The sequence below is a fragment of the Cytophagales bacterium genome (genome assembly GCA_033344775.1).
Lineage (GTDB): Bacteria > Bacteroidota > Bacteroidia > Cytophagales > Cyclobacteriaceae > JAWPMT01.
In genome coordinates this window covers 815,573-833,802 of the sequence record JAWPMT010000001.1, presented here as the reverse complement: position 1 = coordinate 833,802, position 18,230 = coordinate 815,573, and the positions used below count along the sequence as shown (strand labels likewise).

The 18,230-nt window shown below is 43.7% G+C and carries 20 protein-coding genes; 6 read left to right on the top strand and 14 right to left on the bottom strand.

Going from position 1 to position 18,230, the window contains the following annotated elements; genetic code table 11:
- Nucleotides 1-27 precede the first annotated feature (27 nt).
- Nucleotides 28-1,125: a permease gene (locus tag R8G66_03455; GenBank protein ID MDW3191387.1), complete on the top strand. Its 1,098-nt coding sequence runs from the start codon at nt 28-30 to the stop codon at nt 1,123-1,125.
- Between the two features lie 9 nt (nt 1,126-1,134).
- On the opposite strand, the gene R8G66_03450 is transcribed toward R8G66_03455, so the two are convergent.
- Nucleotides 1,135-1,746 (bottom strand): hypothetical protein, encoded by a 612-nt coding sequence (locus R8G66_03450; GenBank protein ID MDW3191386.1) that lies wholly within the window; start codon nt 1,744-1,746, stop codon nt 1,135-1,137.
- A 5-nt stretch (nt 1,747-1,751) separates the two neighbouring features.
- Nucleotides 1,752-2,357: a hypothetical protein gene (locus tag R8G66_03445; GenBank protein MDW3191385.1), complete on the bottom strand. Its 606-nt coding sequence runs from the start codon at nt 2,355-2,357 to the stop codon at nt 1,752-1,754.
- Between the two features lie 263 nt (nt 2,358-2,620).
- Between R8G66_03445 and R8G66_03440 the strand changes: the two genes are divergently transcribed.
- Nucleotides 2,621-4,186, top strand: coding sequence for a radical SAM protein (locus R8G66_03440; protein ID MDW3191384.1), 1,566 nt, complete (start codon nt 2,621-2,623; stop codon nt 4,184-4,186).
- Nucleotides 4,187-4,251: 65 nt separating this feature from the next.
- Here the strand turns inward: R8G66_03440 and R8G66_03435 are convergent, their stop codons facing one another.
- The 7 genes from R8G66_03435 to R8G66_03405 all read right to left on the bottom strand — a co-directional run bounded on the left by R8G66_03435 (nt 4,252) and on the right by R8G66_03405 (nt 11,956).
- Nucleotides 4,252-7,485 (bottom strand): hypothetical protein, encoded by a 3,234-nt coding sequence (locus R8G66_03435; protein ID MDW3191383.1) that lies wholly within the window; start codon nt 7,483-7,485, stop codon nt 4,252-4,254.
- A gap of 177 nt (nt 7,486-7,662) precedes the next feature.
- Entirely contained in the window at nt 7,663-8,598 is a 936-nt protein-coding gene (locus R8G66_03430) for a glycosyltransferase family 2 protein (protein ID MDW3191382.1), read from the bottom strand.
- 90 nt (nt 8,599-8,688) lie between these two features.
- Complete coding sequence (locus tag R8G66_03425; GenBank protein ID MDW3191381.1) at nt 8,689-9,099, bottom strand: gamma-glutamylcyclotransferase; 411 nt, start codon at nt 9,097-9,099, stop codon at nt 8,689-8,691.
- A 147-nt stretch (nt 9,100-9,246) separates the two neighbouring features.
- Nucleotides 9,247-10,071 (bottom strand): sulfurtransferase, encoded by an 825-nt coding sequence (locus R8G66_03420; GenBank protein ID MDW3191380.1) that lies wholly within the window; start codon nt 10,069-10,071, stop codon nt 9,247-9,249.
- A gap of 6 nt (nt 10,072-10,077) precedes the next feature.
- Complete coding sequence (locus tag R8G66_03415; GenBank protein MDW3191379.1) at nt 10,078-10,464, bottom strand: DUF4345 domain-containing protein; 387 nt, start codon at nt 10,462-10,464, stop codon at nt 10,078-10,080.
- Between the two features lie 44 nt (nt 10,465-10,508).
- Nucleotides 10,509-11,234, bottom strand: a complete 726-nt coding sequence (locus R8G66_03410) for a YafY family protein (protein MDW3191378.1) — start codon at nt 11,232-11,234, stop codon at nt 10,509-10,511.
- Between the two features lie 155 nt (nt 11,235-11,389).
- On the bottom strand, nt 11,390-11,956 hold the full coding sequence (locus R8G66_03405) for a class I SAM-dependent methyltransferase (GenBank protein ID MDW3191377.1): 567 nt from the start codon (nt 11,954-11,956) through the stop codon (nt 11,390-11,392).
- A gap of 113 nt (nt 11,957-12,069) precedes the next feature.
- On the opposite strand from R8G66_03405, the gene R8G66_03400 reads away from it, so the two are divergent.
- Genes R8G66_03400 through R8G66_03385 form a run of 4 tightly spaced genes read left to right on the top strand, consistent with a single transcriptional unit; the run spans nt 12,070 to nt 14,815 of the window.
- Nucleotides 12,070-12,462, top strand: coding sequence for a hypothetical protein (locus R8G66_03400; GenBank protein MDW3191376.1), 393 nt, complete (start codon nt 12,070-12,072; stop codon nt 12,460-12,462).
- Nucleotides 12,452-13,069 (top strand): DUF2867 domain-containing protein, encoded by a 618-nt coding sequence (locus tag R8G66_03395; GenBank protein MDW3191375.1) that lies wholly within the window; start codon nt 12,452-12,454, stop codon nt 13,067-13,069. Before R8G66_03400 ends, R8G66_03395 begins: the two co-directional genes overlap by 11 nt.
- A gap of 31 nt (nt 13,070-13,100) precedes the next feature.
- Nucleotides 13,101-14,111: a histidine kinase gene (locus tag R8G66_03390; GenBank protein ID MDW3191374.1), complete on the top strand. Its 1,011-nt coding sequence runs from the start codon at nt 13,101-13,103 to the stop codon at nt 14,109-14,111.
- A complete protein-coding gene (locus R8G66_03385) occupies nt 14,108-14,815 on the top strand; it encodes a LytTR family DNA-binding domain-containing protein (GenBank protein MDW3191373.1) in 708 nt (235 codons plus the stop codon). The genes R8G66_03390 and R8G66_03385 overlap by 4 nt, the downstream gene beginning before the upstream one ends.
- A gap of 49 nt (nt 14,816-14,864) precedes the next feature.
- Here R8G66_03385 and R8G66_03380 read toward each other — a convergent pair whose 3' ends face one another.
- From R8G66_03380 to R8G66_03360, 5 genes are all read right to left on the bottom strand, one after another.
- Nucleotides 14,865-15,812, bottom strand: a complete 948-nt coding sequence (locus R8G66_03380) for a hypothetical protein (protein MDW3191372.1) — start codon at nt 15,810-15,812, stop codon at nt 14,865-14,867.
- 150 nt (nt 15,813-15,962) lie between these two features.
- Nucleotides 15,963-16,643: a type 1 glutamine amidotransferase domain-containing protein gene (locus tag R8G66_03375; GenBank protein MDW3191371.1), complete on the bottom strand. Its 681-nt coding sequence runs from the start codon at nt 16,641-16,643 to the stop codon at nt 15,963-15,965.
- Nucleotides 16,644-16,731: 88 nt separating this feature from the next.
- The gene (locus R8G66_03370) at nt 16,732-17,292 is read right to left on the bottom strand and encodes an antibiotic biosynthesis monooxygenase (protein MDW3191370.1); all 561 of its coding nucleotides are present in this window, start codon (nt 17,290-17,292) and stop codon (nt 16,732-16,734) included.
- 82 nt (nt 17,293-17,374) lie between these two features.
- Nucleotides 17,375-17,950, bottom strand: coding sequence for a Crp/Fnr family transcriptional regulator (locus R8G66_03365; GenBank protein ID MDW3191369.1), 576 nt, complete (start codon nt 17,948-17,950; stop codon nt 17,375-17,377).
- Between the two features lie 19 nt (nt 17,951-17,969).
- The gene (locus R8G66_03360) at nt 17,970-18,218 is read right to left on the bottom strand and encodes a hypothetical protein (GenBank protein ID MDW3191368.1); all 249 of its coding nucleotides are present in this window, start codon (nt 18,216-18,218) and stop codon (nt 17,970-17,972) included.
- Nucleotides 18,219-18,230 lie beyond the last annotated feature (12 nt).

Here is an 18,230-nt window from a genome sequence, read left to right as displayed (position 1 = left end):
AGTAAACTACCATAAAACAAGCTGCGTGTGGAGAAGACGGTAGGTTTACTGTTGATGATAGGATTGGGGCTGGCCTTGCAACGTAAAATTAGCTCCTCCGAACAATTGAAGGGATTGAAGGTTTTGATCCTGAGTGTGGCCTTGCCGGCAACCATTTTTGTGGCCTTGCTAAACGTGAAGTTGAGTGAAAACATGCTCATCTTTCCGTTGATGGCATTGGTGATCAATGGTATTCTTCTGGCAATCACCTATGTTGGGAAACCGCTCTTTTCCGGTTTACAAGATGCACGTCATCGAACCCTGATGATGTTATTGCCCTCTTTTGCACCGGGTCTGTCTTGTTTTCCATTCATCGCCGAATACCTGGGTGATGAATCCCTTGCCCTTGCCGCTTTGGCAGATGTGGGAAATAAAGTCTTCGTGCTGATCCTGCTTTACTTGTTGGCAATGCATTGGTATCATCGGGCTAATCAGGACACCTCTTCCAAAAGTAGTGTCAAACAAGTATTAGTCGCACTGATTGGAGAGCCGATCAATTTGGTGATGGTTGTGGCACTGGTTATGTTGGGTTTTGGATTCAACTTACAATCCCTGCCCATTGCCGTATCAGAAGTAATCCTGCGAATGAGTGGGATCATGGCGCCGCTGATTTTATTGTTTATCGGTTTAGCTGTCAAGATCACAAAAAATGATTTGGCATTGGTCCTCAAAGCCCTGATGTTGCGGTCCGGAATATTATTGGTTTTGAGTGCAATGCTATTGTTCGTAATTACTGGATTGAGCCTTCCCACGATGCTGCTGATTGTGGTATTTCCACAAAGCTCTTGTAGCTTCTGGCCCTTTGCTCATATGTCCGCTGTAAGTGCCCTGGAGAAAGGTGAGAATCAAACGTTCGATATCAATTTTGCCTTGTCTACCCTGGCCATTTCACTGCCATTTTCAACGGTTGTGGTATTGGGGACTTTTACCTTTCAGAGCTGGTCCGTTAACCCGGTATTTATCGCGATAAGTGGAACCTTATTCATCACTATTGCTTCTTTTGGATTCTTGAAAAAATGGACACAGCGAACCATTAGAATTGTGTTCAAAGGCAAGTACGTTACTCACCCTGTATCTGACGTATAGCCTTTAGCCTTAAAAAGTGTAAATAACACTCACCAATGCACCGCCGCTGGAAAGCCGAAAGAAGTAACCTGATGATTCATTATTGGAAATGCTCCCGGCGGAATCTCGTTCAGACTGACTTTCTGAATATCCAAAAGAGGGGAGGATCGCCATGCCCATCAACAAGTGGTCGTTAAATTCATAATTCAATCCACCGACAAAGCTGGCTGCAACACTCCAACCCTTACTTTTTGAAAGGGAATCATTTTCCCGGTCCTGTCTTCCAAATCGGAGGGTTTTATCTCTGGAATAGCCTAAGGTTAGATCCAGGCCATATCTAAGGTACAGTTTGTCACTTAAAAGCTTTCGAATCTCTCTGCCCACACCTAGGTCTACATCAAACCTTTCTGACTGAAAGATGCTGTTATCATCACTGGATTCCCTTTCTTCTATGTTGGATTGGATGAGGTTAAATCGCCACCTTTTATTTTCCTTGCCCACACGGTAAGTAAGCCCAAATCGATTCAAATCGCTAAACGCTACACCTACTTCATGTATTTTGGTCTTTTCCTGTGCCATGACGGGATAGACTAGCGTTCCTGCAAAAAGAGTAATCAAAAAAACGTATCTTTCACTTTTCATCAGGTTCATAAGGTATAGGTGAATACTATAATGGCTCCATCATTGGAAAGCCTGAATTGAAAATCTTCATGATCAATGTCATTGACAAAGGTTGGATTGACAAATTCTTCATATCGATTGCCAAAATCATAACTAAATGTTGGAAGTATTTCAACTCCAAGTAGTAACCGTTTGCTAATGGGGAAATTCATGCCCAACACCGCATTTACGCCAATTACATGGGTGGTTGATCTTCTGAGGCGATCAAGATCCGTGGAGTTCAGTACGTCAAAGTCTTGCATGTCTTTGAGGAAAAAATAGGAGACATCAAAGCCCCAGCGGAACTGATATTTTTCGTCCACTTTGGTTCGAAATTCCTTCCCAATCCTCAGGCCGTAAGATGTGTCCTTGTTTTTCGTGACAGAATTAACAGTAGAGGTTTCCCTTCTTCGAATGAAGGTTTCCAGAGTGGCTATTCTCCAAAGAGACTTTTCGGTGCCAAAGCGATAGACCACTCCGAAGCTGTTGAAATCACTCAGAGATAATCCTATTTCATGTCTTTTGGTCTTCTCCTGAGCATAGGCTTGCATGAGTAATCCCATCAAAAGGAGCAATAAAGTTGTTTTCTTCATGTTGTTGCTCAAGATAATGTAAAAAAACCTGCTCCTGGAAAATTTGTATTCTAAGGCTTTTCGAGTGTGGATAGAAGGTCAAAACAATCAATGGAAGAATATCGTCTATAACTCTATAAAAGCGGCCATTCACTTGGAAATGAAACCATTTTCTGTTAAATTAGAATTGACCTATTGATTGAATATGCCTCTTTAAGGTCCGGATTGTTGCTACCGACCTACCTAAGTGCTGAATTTTCGGTAACAGAAAACTGATTTTCAGTATGAAAAAATATATCCTTAATTCTGCTCTTGATAACCGTAAGAAAAAAGTACTGGTTATTAATGTCTATTTCCCTGAAGTAAGAAGGCCGATCCAGCTGACCAATGAGATCCCTAATACCCTGGCACCGGTTTTTATCGCCGGAGCTTTTGCTGACGATACTTGTGCCATTCAGATTTATAATGAAGTCAATAGTGGTTTTATTGAGGTTTTCCACCCTGAGTTATTGGAATGGCCGGACGTTGTAGTTTTCACTGGGTTGACCTTCTCTTTTGATCGGATCATGCATTTGAGCGCTTATTTCAAGGATCGGAATGAAAAGTTGATCACCATAGCCGGAGGACAAGCAGTCCGGACTTTTAGGAATCTGGCGGCCAGAATCGTGGATTATGTGTGCCTGGGTGACGTAGAAGAGTTGACTGATTTGATTACTTCGGAAATAGGGAAGGAGTATGCAGCAGAACAATTGTTGCCAAGGTATGACCTGGCTTATTGGATGAAGAGCCGAATAGGTTATGTGGAGTCCAGTCGTAATTGCAATTTCAAATGTGCCTTCTGTTCGCTGACCGGGGAAGGTGTGACTTTCCAGAAGAAAAACCTGGATTATCTGCGATATCAGATAAAGCAGCTGAAGAAAGTGCGATTACTGTACTTTCTAGACAATCAATTCTATGGTAACGACAAACGACTTTTTCGAGAAAAATTGGAGTTGCTGAAGGAGTTAAGAAAGGAAGGGTACTTTCAATATTGGGCGGCCATTCTGACCAATGACTTCTTTTGGGATGATGAATTACTGGCTTTGGCTAAAGAATCGGGATGCTTCGCCTTATTCGTTGGTGTGGAGTCATTTGATTCGGACTGGCTGGAGCATGTGAATAAGAAGCAGAACAACAAGAAGGAACAACTTCAGTTGATCAAGAAAAGCCTCGATGCAGGTATTCTGTTTCAGTTCGGGTTGGTTTACGACCCCAGTGAACGCCCCATTACCTCTATGAAGAATGAAATTGCATACATAAACAGTAATTCGGTGATCCCTACACCACTTTTCTTTTTCACGGCAATTCCTTTTCCCGGAACCCCATTTTTTCAAGATAAATACGAAGCGGGACTGATTTTACCCAATACCAAAGTCAGAGACCTTGAAAGTTCAACCTTGAGTTTGAGACCCGGAGAGGACAGTATTGAAGATACAGCCGAATTTATCCGGCGGACCAAGTATTTTGAGGGATATAGAAGAAAGATGATGGGACATGAATTGCGGTTTTTACTCAAAAACAATCGTTCTCTCAATTTCGATCAGAAAACAGTATCCATGTTAAGCACATTGCGGCTCTTTTCGCCATCAACGTTTTCTAATCTGGGCAATTTTTGGAACAATAAAGCCCAAAGAACTCATATCAGTTCAACGGAGATACTGGACAGTGTCTATACACCGGTCAAGAGAGTCTCTTCTAAGTATCAAGCACATTTTGAGCCGACTTACATTACGAATGCAGCTGGTGAACTCAATGATAGAATTGCAGAGGATCTAACTGCCCAACGATACAAAATCAGAAAAACGGCCTGATCGAAGAAAATAAAAAGGCACGCTCCCAAAGAGCGTGCTTTTCAATAACTCAAACTCAACTAAATCTACTCGATCTTCTCATAGTCCTTAAATGGACTAAGGTCGATCGGCTCGATGATTTCTCTGAACTTCGGCCATTCCGTTTCAAAATAGTCATTGACGGTTTTAATCGCCTCAGCAAGGTCTTCTTCGAATTTCTCGATCAATTTTAACTCGGTAGTGCCGGGAGCATGTGTCGCAGAGCCTGTGTAAAATTGAGCGCTTCTCAGGCTATTGCTTACACTTTGAGGCTGTCCACGCGTAATGCCTTGTCGTTTGTCCTCTTTGCCCAGGAACGCATCCAGAAAGGTATTCAGGGTATCCTTGGTGGCTTTGCTAAGCTCAATGGCCTCTTTCAACCCTTCCTTGTCTTTCTCTTTCAACTTTTTTTCATAATCACCGGCCAGCTTGATGCTTTCTTTCAGCCTTTCTACTGCTTCGAAGGCCAATTTTTCTCCATTCTCAATGCGGTCTAACACTGCATTTTTAGCATTGATGTCGGCTGAACTCATCGATAAACGTGGATCATAGGCCACGGTAACATTGGTAGAATCCTTTTGATCACCATAAGTAAACCTCACTTTGTAAGTCCCTGGTCTGACACTACTTCCGCTTGGTTCTCGCTTGCGATTAACTTTCCTTCTCGACAAGTTGAAGGTCCCTTTTTTTCGCATGTTCCAATAAGAACGATGAATACCATTCTCTTTAGGCGCCTTGAATTTCATGGTTCGGATCAAGGCATCACCGTCAAAGATTTCGATGAATACAGAATCGTATTTCACCTTTTTCTCCATGGAGTCTTCTGGTTTAGGTTCCGGAGCAGGTGTGTCTTTTTTCTTCTTACCTTTTTTCTTTCCGGTGGCCTCAGGCTCCTTTTTCTTTTCTTTTTTCGGCTTGTTGATCACGTAGCTCAGCATGGCTCCACGGCGCCGGTTCTCACCATTGTAAGTTGCATCTGCACCAAATCTTGTTCCAGTGGCCTGTTGGTTGGCCGCCTGATAGGCAGTGGGAGGATCGAATACGTGCAGTTTTTTGTCCATGATGCTCGCACCGGAGGCTGCCAACTCACGCAGCGGTCGAATGTCGTCGAGTACGTAGATTGCTCTTCCGAAGGTGCCGATCACCAGGTCATGCTCACGAGGGTGAATGATCAGGTCCATGGCATTGGTGGTAGGAAAACCAGAGGTCCACTTGGTCCAGGTATTGGCATCATCGACAGAGACATAGAGCCCATCATCCGTTCCGAGGAATTTCAGTCGACTTTCAACAGGATCCTCGACTATCGCCAGCGCATAACCCACCACATCGTTCGCGTCGACGATCCTTGTCCACGTCTGACCGTAATCTTTGGTGCGATAAGCCATCGGTGTGTAATTGAAACGACGGTAATCATTCGCTACCAGAAGGGCTTCGCCTTTGTTCTTTGTACTTGGCTGGATCTGTGTGATCCAAACACCATTCGGTATACCTGCTGATACATCGGTCCAGTTGGCACCACTATCTTTGCTGATGTGAACACGTCCGTCATCCGAACCTGTCCATAGCATGCCTTGCTCAGTAGGAGAGGGCGCAATCACAATGACCGTACAATAGTTTTCTGCTCCGGTAGCATCCATGGTCAGTCCACCACTATCTCCTTGCTTTTGCTTTTCAGGATCATTGGTCGTCAGATCAGGAGAGATCACTTCCCAATTTTGTCCCCTGTCGGTACTCTTATGCACAAATTGACTGCCGAAGTAGATAGTAGCCGGATCGAAAGGATCACGAGACATGGCGGAGTTCCAGTTGAAACGTAATTCCGCATCTCCTTCTGGGTAAGTAGGCCTCACAATCTCAAACTGACCTGTTTGTCGATCGTAGATACCAGCAAATCCTTGCTGAGAGGTAGAGATACCAAAACGGCTATTTTCCGGGTCAGGGATCACGTCGAAACCATCTCCGAATGAGATTTCCTGCCAGTAGTTGTTGCGAATACCTTGTGCTTTCCATACGTAAGCTGGGCCAGCCCAGGAGCCATTGTCCTGCATGCCTCCGTATACATTGTAAGGGAACTCATTGTCTACGGCAATGTGATAGAACTGCCCAACAGGAAGGTTTTCAACAAATCTCCAGGTCTTGCCCTGGTCTCTGGTGATGTTCAGACCACCGTCGTTGCCATCCATCATGAAGTCCGGGTTGTTTGGGTCGATCCACCAGGCATGGTGATCGGGGTGGACACCTCTGGAGGTCCCGTAAGCAGGCATGAGTTGGGAAAACGATTTTCCACCATCTTCCGATACATTCACGTAAGTGAAAATGCTAAAGATGCGATTTTCGTTACTTGGATCAACCGCCAGGTCACTGTAGTAGAATGGGCGATTTCCGATCTCAGATTTGTCATTGACTTTTTTCCAGGTTTCACCCCCATCATCTGAGCGATAAAATGCGTTTTTCTTTGACTCAATAAGGGCATAAACGCGGTTGGGGTCTGAAGGGGCGATGGCCAGTCCGATCCTTCCCAGTTCACCTTTTGGAAGTCCCTCTTTGTCGGTCAGTTTTTTCCAGGTTTCACCACCATCGTAGGTGATGTGTAATCCTGATCCGGGCCCGCCGGATTTGAAGAACCATGGATCACGCTTGTGCTCCCACATACCTACAATCAGCTTGTTTGGGTTAGAGGGGTCCATGACCATGTCACCAACACCCGTTTTTTCGTTGCTGAACAAGATCTTATTCCAGGTTTTACCGCCATCAGTGGTTTTGAATACACCGCGCTCAGGATGTATACCCCAGGGTGATCCAATGGCACCAACATAGACCGTGTTGGGATTGGTGGGATCAATGATGATCCTGTGAATGTGCCTGGTGGCTGCCAGACCCATTTTATTCCAGCTTTTACCACCATCCAAACTCTTATAGATACCATCACCACCATTCAAGGAGTTTCTGGGATTGCCTTCTCCGGTTCCTACCCAAATCACAGAAGGGTTGGATTGTTGGATAGCGATCGCTCCTATAGAGGCGGTGGTTTGATCATTGAAAACAGGCTCCCAGGCAATACCGCCAGAGGTAGATTTCCATACACCACCGGAGGCTGCACCCACGTATATGACATCAGGATTGCTATGTACTGCATCGATGGCTGTGATTCGGCCGGACATACCTGCCGGACCGATGGAGCGTGCTTTCATGTTTTTGAAATCGTCCATGTCCAGCTTTTGGCCGAATGCTGCGAATGTAAGCGCGCAAAACAGCAAGCAGGAGAAGAGATGTTTCATCATAATTTCTTTTGATCAGGTTTTTCGGCAGGCAACTTAATTAAATCCACCAAGACCGGGAACCAAGCTGTGATAAGCGGTCTGTGAAAAGTAATTAGTGCAGTTTACTGCATCAATAAAATGTGATGAGATAATCAAGGTCAGACTCTACCGGCAAACAGGGTGGTAATCAGCAAAGCATCACCAATCTATTTTCATGATCTTGTACAAAGTATAGCTTATTAAGATGCGAAACTTAAGCCAACCCTGTGAACTGGCTATACGGAGAAAGTACCCTGGATGCTTCATAGATTGTAGGAGCATTTGTAGTGCACGCTTTAGGTTACCTACCAGGGCAAACCTCATGAATAACTTAAAGTCGATGAGGGTTTCTAGTGATGGGTCCGGAAAATGAAAATCCGCTTTTAGTCGGTGCTGGAAATCAAGAACTTGCTGGTTGTCTGTTGCAGAGAGCTGAACATCACCATGAACCCTGATTAAGGCATGGGGTTGGTTGGATTGCTTCTTACCAAACTGAATTCCGGCAGCTAACAGCTTGAACCATAGATAGATGTCTTCTCCGATTTTTAGACTGGTATCAAACTGGTGATCCTGAAAAATGCGCTTTCGGAATACCATAGCATTGATTTGAGGAGGGAATTGATACAAAAGACTGGCATGGGATGTTTCATAGGTGCGTTTCAGCGGTTGACTTCTCAGCGTCTCTTTAAGTGTATGGTACCGAAAAAAGGACTTTTCCGATTTTGAATCCACAGATGATTGACAAAGTGCTACGTCAATATTGGGTTGTTGCTTAAATGAGTCCAGTGCAAGCTGAAGGAAGGTGGGAGCAAGCTGATCGTCATCGTCCAGGAAGCTAATGAATTCACCTTTCGCGTTTGCCAGGGCTTTGTTTCGAGCGCTGGATACACCGGTATTTGTTGAGTTTTTGATCAGAACGATACGATCATCTTTTTTGCAAAGTGTTGAAATGGTTTCAGCTGCGTTGGTGTCCGATCCATCATCCACAACGATTACCTCAAATGAAGACACGGTTTGATCAAGCACAGCATCCAGTGCCTCTTCAAGATATTGAATGCGGTTGTAACAGGTAACGATAATGGAGAATATGGGCATGATCACTTGCTAAAGCAAAGTCATATGAAACGAAACTTGTTGCTGTAGCTTATGAGCAAAAATAACATGACATGATCAAGCGGAGCGATCCTATCCTGCTGCCATTGCCTTGATATTTTCCAGGTAGATGGCAGGAAATTCCAATTGCTTTGCAAGTTGAAGAAGAGACGCAGCATACGTGGTATTGGTTCCTTTGATCAGTTCAGGAGGGAGGTTGTAACACAAGGCCGAAATAGATTCCCCCTGATCTGTATAGACGTTAACTTCTTCAGGTACATACTCAGCCACACTGGGCTCACTATAAAGTTTTTGGAGAGAGTATTTATCGCAAACCATGAGCATACCATAGCAGGAGTCGCCTTTGGAGTGAATCAGTGATGCGCGTTCTCCTATCTTCAGGGTGTAATCTTTCAAATAGGCTTTTCTTGGATGTAAGGGTTCGATTCCTCTTTCCCATAAAATAGCAGTATCCATGAACAGACCGTAAAAAAATACCTCCACTGGTTCGATCGAGTTTTTGCAATAACAATTGGTGCGGCTGTATACCTCATGCAAAGAACGAAAAACAAGTGATGTTGAACAAAACTTTTAAGGGATTATCAAGCGATTGGCAATGAGAGGGAATAAAGGTAAAACCCTAAGGTGAGGTCAAGTTGTTATTAACCTCTTTCTTTCTGCCCATTCGGTCCAGGATCCGTCATAGAGTAGTTTGCTTTCCCTGCCTGTAAGGTGTGCGGCTAATAGGATGATACAAGCTGTAAGTCCAGAACCACAGCTAAAAGCGAGATTTTGTTCATTACCTACGAGGTTTTGAAAGATCGCATCTAAATCTTCTTTGGATTTGAACTTTCCGTTTTCCAAGACTTCTCCAAAAGGAAGGTTGACGGAACCAGGAATATGCCCGCTTTTGAGGTGCTTTCTTGGCTCCGATTGCTCCCCGGAAAATCTGCCCGCGGATCTGGCATCTATGAGTTTGAAATGTGGGTGTTCACAATTATTTACAACATCTTCAAAAGTCTTCAGGAATTCGCTACGATAGTTTGCAATTAAATCACCCGATGTTTCACTGATGGCATGAGTAGTTGTTGTTGATAAACCTGCTTTGATCCATTCCGGCAAGCCACCATCTAACACAAAAACCTTCTGATGTCGCATGGTTTTGAAAAGCCACCAGACTCTGGGGCTGGAGTAAATGCCCATGTTGTCGAAGACAATGATGGTTGAGTGGTTGTTGACTCCCAAATCGCGGCATTCTTTTTCAAACTGTGTCGGAGAAGGAATGGTGTTTGGGAAAGGTGCATTAAGGTCCGAGAATTTCTTTTTCAAATCAAAGAACCTTGCCCCTGGAATAGTCGCCTGTCCGGTATCCGCAGATTTTCCTTCGACTGTTCCTGGCAAGCTTGCGTCCAACAGGATCAGATCGGGATTGTGCTGATTTTGATTGAGCCAGTCTACGGATACCAGAGGGTGCATTGGTTTTTACCCAAAGTTAAGCAACAGGCAAATGACATTCGCCGTACCTAAAATCAATTCCGTCACCAGGCCAGTAATCAATTGTTTGTTTGGCTTGCCATCTATCGAGATGCTCAGGATCCTTCCCACCGCAAATCCAAGAAAAATCAAAGCTGCAATCATCAGGGCTGAAGTGGTGATTGCAGATACGAAAGCTCCTGATAAAAGGATGGTCCCCGCAAAGAGCATGACAGCACTTACTCCGCGAACTTCATTCAATAGATCTGTATCCTGAGCCAATTGGATGCCAGAATTTTTTGCGTAGTTCTTGATAGGGTTAGTCAACCTTAATGTGCCGACCATGGTCAATAAAAGTCCTGAAAGTGAGAGTGTTACCGTGCTAATGATTTCCATTCTAGTCATGTGTTTTTGTTATTCAACACAAAGCTAGAAGGGGGCTATGACAAGGGTATGTCAGGGGTGGTGCGTTTTTTTTGAACATAGTTGAAAAAATATTCTTCCATGGTAAGCTGATGGGGCTCGAAGGTCTCATTCATGGTCGTAAGTTTTTGAATGAAATCGATTCTGAATACTCGGAAGTCTTTTCTAAGCTGACAATAGGCAATCAATAGCCAATTCCCCTGCGTGCTGTACAAGCCAAAAGGTTCAATGGTCCTTTGTGTAAGTTTACTATCTGTTGATAAGTACGTGATTTTCACAAATCGGAAATTGGTTATTGCCGATTGTATCTCTATAAGGAACCCACTCGACTTTTGGATGGGCTTTTCTCCAATGTACACCCGGTCTGTGAGTAAGTCTGCTTTTCCTTTTTGTGAACGCTTTAGTACCGACTTGATTTTGGTCATGGCACTGGAATAATTTTCACTGAGGGATTGATCTTTATTTTGCTGGACGAGTCGCTCAGCGGTGATCAGGGCATTGGCTTCTTGTTCCGAGAACAGAACGGGAGGCAGCTGATAGCCATCCATCAAAGTGTATCCTTTGCCTTCTTCCGTGATGATAGGAATGCCAGAATTGATCAGGGTCTGGATGTCACGATAGATGGTTCGGATACTGACCTGATAGTGTTCAGCCAGGTAGTTGGCAGTCACCAATCTCCTTGATTGAAGTTGCGTGATGATGGCTGTAAGTCGTGATATCCTTGGTTTTTCCAGGGTGTCCATATGGTTTTGTTGGGCTCATGCCATTTAGTTTAGGTCACTCTCGAAGAGAGGCTATGAAGTTCTATAAACAAGCTACTCAAAATTTCTATAGACTCCATTCTGGAGTGACTTCTTCAATCTGATGATATCCTTAACTAAATGGTCATGTTTTTCGGTTATTTCCGCTTAGCGATCATCAATATAGAATCTTCCGGTTCGAATTCCGCATAGGGTTCCGTCAATAAAAGTTCAAAATCTTTTCCAAAAAAATCGAGGAGTGATGTGTGATCATGGTAATTGACCAACATTCCTTTAAACATCTCAGATCCTTCACCCTTCCAAAAGGAGTGACAAATGATCCCATCAGGGTTCAGGATTGCTTTTTGACGGATAATTGAGGTCTTGAGTTCCTCGTCTCGTAAATGATGCAATACTTTATTGGAATACAGTCCATCAAACTTTTCTGTGGTCTCAAGTGTAACCGCATCGAGTTCCAAAAACTGCCCTTTGGCATAGTTAGTTTGGAGATACTTAAGGAATTCAGGTGAATTGTCAGATCCAGTCACCTCATAATGCGCTGTGAGTAAATTCCAATCCGTGCCTGGTCCGCTACCAATTTCCAATATGGAGGCAGGTGCAGGGAGATGCATTTGTAGTTTTTTGATCAAAGCTCCGCCATTCACATCTTTTGCCATTTGGATGTATTCAGCTACGGATGCCTGAGTCTTGTAGTAATCGGACATGACATCAAATTACAATTTTTCCGCCTACAATCGAAGTTCGCAGAGACAATTCGCACGTTCACCGATTGCATTTGATCACCACTCGTTTCACAGATTCCTTTGCCAAAAAAAAGATGAAACGTGCTTTGATATTCATTCGATTAGGAGGAGTGATCAATTTACTGGTCGCCATCCTGCACATTAGTTTTTGGAAGCTTTTCAGCTGGCCTTCAGAACTGGTCAAGTTGACGGTGATGAATAGCAACATCATGCAGATGCTCAACTTGTTTACGATCGTGTTTTTAGGCTATACGACGTTTGTATTGTTATTCAAGACCAAAGAACTATTTACTTCTGCCATTGGTCAGCACTTCCTTGCGATGATGGCTGTCCTTTATGCTTCCCGATTGGCCATGGAATTCTATTTTCCTGAAAAAAGCCTGGGATTTGCAGTATTCCTTGTCATTACGGTGCTACTGTTTGTCGTGCCATTGTTCCAATCAAAAAACCTACGTTATGCGCATTAATAAGGAGGAACACCTGAAACAACCCTGGCGGGTTCATAGATTACTCCCTGACCTGCGAATTGAAGATGTCTGGGAACTTCCTGTCGAAATGGATGACCACCAAGGTGTGGGTGAATTGTATCACACTTTTGTCAAAGCGATGGAAAAAACGGCTACCACTGGTGCAGCGGGTGCATTATTCCGTTTGCGTTTCTTTCTGGGACGGGTATTTGGATGGGAAGACAAGGAGAAAGCCAAAGATAAATTTCCGGAAGGGAGCATTCGGGCGCGCTATGCAGAACAGGAGAGATTGACCCGGTTAGAAATGAGTTATCCGGCTTTTGGAGATTTCGTGCCTGTGTACGACTTGAGGGAGGAAATGTTGGCAGAGATCGAGAATGAAACGGTGCTGGCTGCAGCACACTTCGGTCGGGTGCTCCAGGCGAATGGAAAATACGGTGCACAAATGACCATTTATGTCAAACCAAAGGGTTGGTTTGGTGGGTTTTATATGGCCTTGATCAAGCCTTTTCGTCTGATGATTGTGTATCCGGCCATGCTGGCAATGATCGGCCGGCAATGGAACAAGTATCAGCAGGAATTAACAGCTCCGATTGCTGTGCATTAATTTGCAAGAGATCTTGAAGCTTTCCGGGTACATGCAGAAACTGCTCTATTTTATTGTTCATTTTTTGTTTTGGTCGACATTCATTGCATTGTCATGGATGAGCATTAAATCAAATCCCGATGAAATTGCATTCATCACCGGTCGTCTTTGGGCTCCCGTTATCCTGATGCTTTGGGGAGCCTTTAACTTTTATACGTTCTATTTCTACTTCCAACCCAGATTTCTGGACACTCGGAGATATTTTCGTTACTTATTGGTTTCGGTAAGCTTCAGTGTGGTCATGTCCGCCGTTTTCGTGGGTATTTTCTGGCTGATCTATCCGGAGTTTAGGGAACATGCCCAGCAAAAGTACCTGGAGAGTATTGCTGGTTCCTTTTTGATCAGTCAGTGTGGAAGCTTGTTGCGTGGATTCATCAGCTGGAACGAAAACCTGCAAAACAGAACAGCCCTTGAAAACCAAAGTTTGAGGAATGAACTGGCCATGCTGAAAGCGCAATTGAGTCCGCATTTTCTTTTCAATACCCTCAATAACATCGATTCGCTGATCTACCAGTCACAAGATGAAGCTTCGGCGATGCTGATCAAATTGTCGGCGCTACTTCGGTACATGCTTTATGACAGTGATGGGAAGGAGGTCCCTTTAGAAAAAGAGATTGAATACATCTATCAATTAACAGAATTGCAGCGGTTGCGGTTTGAACAACCGGATTATGTAGCATTAGAGGTGCGTCAGACAAACAAAGAACTTACGATTGCTCCACTGTTATTCCTTCCGTTTATCGAGAATGCTTTTAAATTCGTTTCTCAACCCACGGCCATGCCAGCGATTAAGATTCATGTAGATGCTTCAGATCAGGAGGTGAAATTGTATTGTCAGAACTATTTCAATCCAAACGCTAAAAAAGATCCTGAAAAGCGAACAGGCATCGGGCTGGCGAATGCCCGCAGGCGATTGGAATTACTTTATCCAAATTCCTTTGATCTACAGATTGATGCCAAAGCCAATTTGTTTGAAGTCAATTTGTCTATACAACTAAAATGAAGCTCACTTGTATCATTATCGAAGATGAGCCGCTGGCTGCGGAAAAGTTGAAAGGTTTCATCAAGCGGTCGCCGTATTTGATGCTTCAGGAGAGTTTCCACAGCAGCCTTCAGGGACTTCAGTACATCAAAGAAAATCAGGTCGATCTGGTGTTTCTAGATATCCAGATGGATGAAATGACTGGCATTGAACTATTAGAAAGCCTGACTACAAAGCCACTGGTGATTCTGACCACTGCCTATCAGGAATATGCCTTAAAAGGATACGAATTGCACGTGAGCGATTACCTGCTCAAGCCTTTTGATTTTGCACGATTCCTCAAAGCCGTGGACAAAGTTTATGAGGAATTCACACTACGCGCCTCTAACCATCCAGGGGCGAATGACTGCATTTTCGTTAAAACGGAATACCGGATTGAACAAGTACTGATGGACTCGATCCTGTACATCGAAGGCATGAGCGACTATCTGAGGATCCATGTCACGGATGGAAAACCGATCATGTGTTTGCAGAAGTTTTCTGCTTTTGAAGAAGTGTTACCGGAAAACTACTTTGTCCGGGTGCATCGATCTTACTTGGTTGCTATCGATAAAATTGACAGCATAGAACGGTCAGTTATTCAGATAGGAGACAAGAGAATCCCCATCGGGAAGACCCATCAGGAGCAGTTTTATGCGTTGATTGGTAGGAGGGGGTTGCTTTAAATCAGTAGCCATTCAATTTGATCCGATGTTGGCCATACGGTTCGCTTATTCATTCATCCGTAGCTTCGGGTTCATACTTTTTTGGATCTTTCCAATCGAGTAGTAAGCCTGCGTAAATCAAGAGCTGAATACCCATTAACAGATACATGTACCAGTGATCGTACCACAAGATGAATCGACCATCTCCTTCCTCGCTCATTACGTCGATCATGCCATATGCGGTGGTTTGGTATTCCAGTCCTTTCAACCCTTCTTCATCTTCAAAAATCAGCTCATCACCCCCATTCCATACTTTGTAGACCCGGCCATTGATGGCTTTTGTATTCAGTCTTTTTGCCGTAAGTGTAGCATGTTGCGAAGTGAATTGTTGGAGTTGTTCATAGTAGTCAGCCAGGTAGGTGTATTTACCTGCTAATTGACCTCCCCGTGACATGCGGATGCGTTTACGCAATCCATAGGGGTCTTCTTTCTCTTCGTCATCCGGAAAGACGAGTTGTAACTTATCCGGACTTTCACCTAATGAAAAGAATACCCGAGCCGAGATAGAGCGAAATACACTGAGTTTCACCGGAATATCAATCGGATAGCGAGCTTCAGAATGAAAGACCGTGTCACGTGAATAAACGAAACCTTCTTCTCTGGCTTTTATCTGGTTCCATGCTGTTTCGGTAGGCAAAGTGCCCAAAGAGTCGATTTGATGTGTGTTCCAATTCATGTCGTGTTGTTTAACTTCCTTTAGGAATTTGCGATAGGGACGATCAAGGTCATGCCGATAAATGAGGGACTGGAATTCGCTGAATGCATTGTCACCACCTCTAAGAGAGTCGTTGGTCACAACATTAAAATTCTCAAAAATTAAGATGTAAGGCCCTTTTACATCACCACCGACTTTGCGGAAATTGGCTTCATATTCTGCTTTGGTGGTTCCGGTAATGCGAAAGAACAGTAAGATAAACAGCGGTGTGCTTGCTCGGATTAAGAGCTTTACTTGCTTCATGTACTAGTGGTTGGCGTCGGACCAAAGATAAGGTAGCCACTTGAATCAATGGAAGTGAGAATGCTATGTTGTTCTGATCGAAGGAGTCCAACAAAAAATGCGGTCAGTAAGCTAGACTGACCGCATCCATGGAATTGGCAATCAAGAAACTTAAGCCAGCTGTTTCAAGAGCAAGTTGGCTACTAGTTCCGCCGAAGCTGGGTTTTGGCCAGTGATCAAATTACCATCTTCCTGTGCGTAGGAACTCCAATCTTCTCCCTTGGAATAGATACCTCCATTAGCGATCAACATGTCCTCAACGGAGAACGGGACGATTTCGGTGAACTGTACTGCTTCTTCTTCCGAATTGGAGTATGCAGTGACCTTTTTACCCTTAACCAATGGGATGCCTGTCGAATCTTTGGTGTTCTTGAAAATTGCCGGAGCATGGCACACCGATGCGACAGGCTTATCGCTGTTGTAAAATGATTCGATGAGGTCAATCGATACTTGATTATTTGCAAGGTCCCACATTGGACCGTATCCTCCACTATAAAAGACCGCATCAAAATAACTTGAATTAACGGACGATAATGTCACCGTTTTTGATAAAATATCCATTGTTGCTGGATCCGATGCCAATCGACGAGTGGCGTCTGTTTGAAAGTCCGGTAATTCACTTTTTGGATCCACTGGAGGCAGACCTCCTTTTGGTGAGGCCAAGGTAACATCGACACCTCGATCTTTAAAGAAGTAGTATGGCGCTGCGAATTCCTCTAACCAATAGCCGGTTTTATCTCCTGTATCGCCTAACTCACTATGACTGGTCAATACCAATAATATCTTGCTCATTTTTTCTGATTTTTAATTGATGAGACAAACCTAGAATGTGGGGTCGGCTGAAAAATTGATGTATGGTAAGAAAGCACAAGGTTGTTCTTCAAGACACCATTTTCACTTGTTTTTTAAAGATCCAGGGCGCAAAAAGAACGGTGATTTTTGGCATTACCAGGTACGTCATGAGAGTAACCATGACCATGGAAACGAGCAACATTCGCAAAAACAAGGGAAAGAAATCAAGGAAGAATCCGGCTAAAGAACTGAGCGTCAATACCAGCGGGTAAATCACCATCCAGGTCAGTATGGCCATTTTCCATTTTTTAGGAGGTTCGGTGGTAGTAACCTGAGGGATGGAAAACCAGAATTCCAGTCCTTCCTGATAACACACTTCACTTTCTCGGGTGATGAATGACTTTAATTCAACGGACCAGGCTTTTCGAGTGGCCGAATGCTTCCAGACCTGATAGCTTGATTCCGAATCAAATCGTACCAGTAGAATGTATTCATTTTCCCCTTTACCATTGACCTGCATGGTCTGGATTCCCTCATAACCTTGAAAAGATTTAGCTTTCTCAATGACTTCTTTCAGTGCTGCTTCAAATGCTTGTTCTATTCCTTTTTTCACAAAGTGCGATACAACCACCGTGATATGATTTTCCATGGATCAAAGGCTTGATTTAATGTTTAATACGCAAACCTAGAAGCCTATAAGCAGCTAAAAATTGATGTATGGTAAGAAAAGGCTATTGCGCCATTTCTTTGCGGACCCTGCTTAGGCTTTCTGTTGTGATGCCCAGGTAAGAGGCAATGTGATAATTCTTCACTTGCTGTTCGATCATAGGATAAGTTTGGATAAAGGTCTTGTACCTTTCTTTAGCTGTCTGGGCCAGATTACCCAGGGTTCGTTGATGAAAAGCTTCAATTCGTTTTTCCAGTTTCTTTCGGAAATAGGTCTCGAAAGCAGGAATTTCTTCATAGAGCTCTACCATATGCTTTCGGGATAGTCGATACAAGGTGGTGTCTTGTATGCACTGAATGGTCATCAATGCCTGGCCTCCGGAAAACAAGGAAGTGTAGTCACTGATCCACCAGTCTTTGATGGCAAATTGTAAGGTATGATCCTTCCCAGTCTCGTCTATGACATAGCTCCTTAGACATCCTTTATAAACATAATGTGTGTATGAAACTGTATCACCTTTATGCAGGAGAAAATCACCTTTATTCAGTTCAATTTTTTTCAGGTATGAACCAATGGTGGTTAGGTCTTTCTGAGAAATTCCATTGCCGGTAAATACATCTTCGAGAATCGAATGCTCCATCTGTTCAATTTGAGATATCCTAATTCAAATTTCTACTGGACATCTCCGCTTTAGTTTCTTTGAGTTTTTGGGCGTTGTTGACAAAAATCAAAATGAAAAATACGGGGAAGAAGGACCAGAAACTAATGCCATTACTGATGGTACTATAGATCGCCACGCCAATCAAAAATCCAATAGCAAACCCACTGAACCAGGTGCCATTTTTTGTTTTCTTATGCTGTTGCTGCAATTGTTCGTCGCTGAGATCGGTTAGGGGTCTCTGTTTCATCAAAAGAATTAA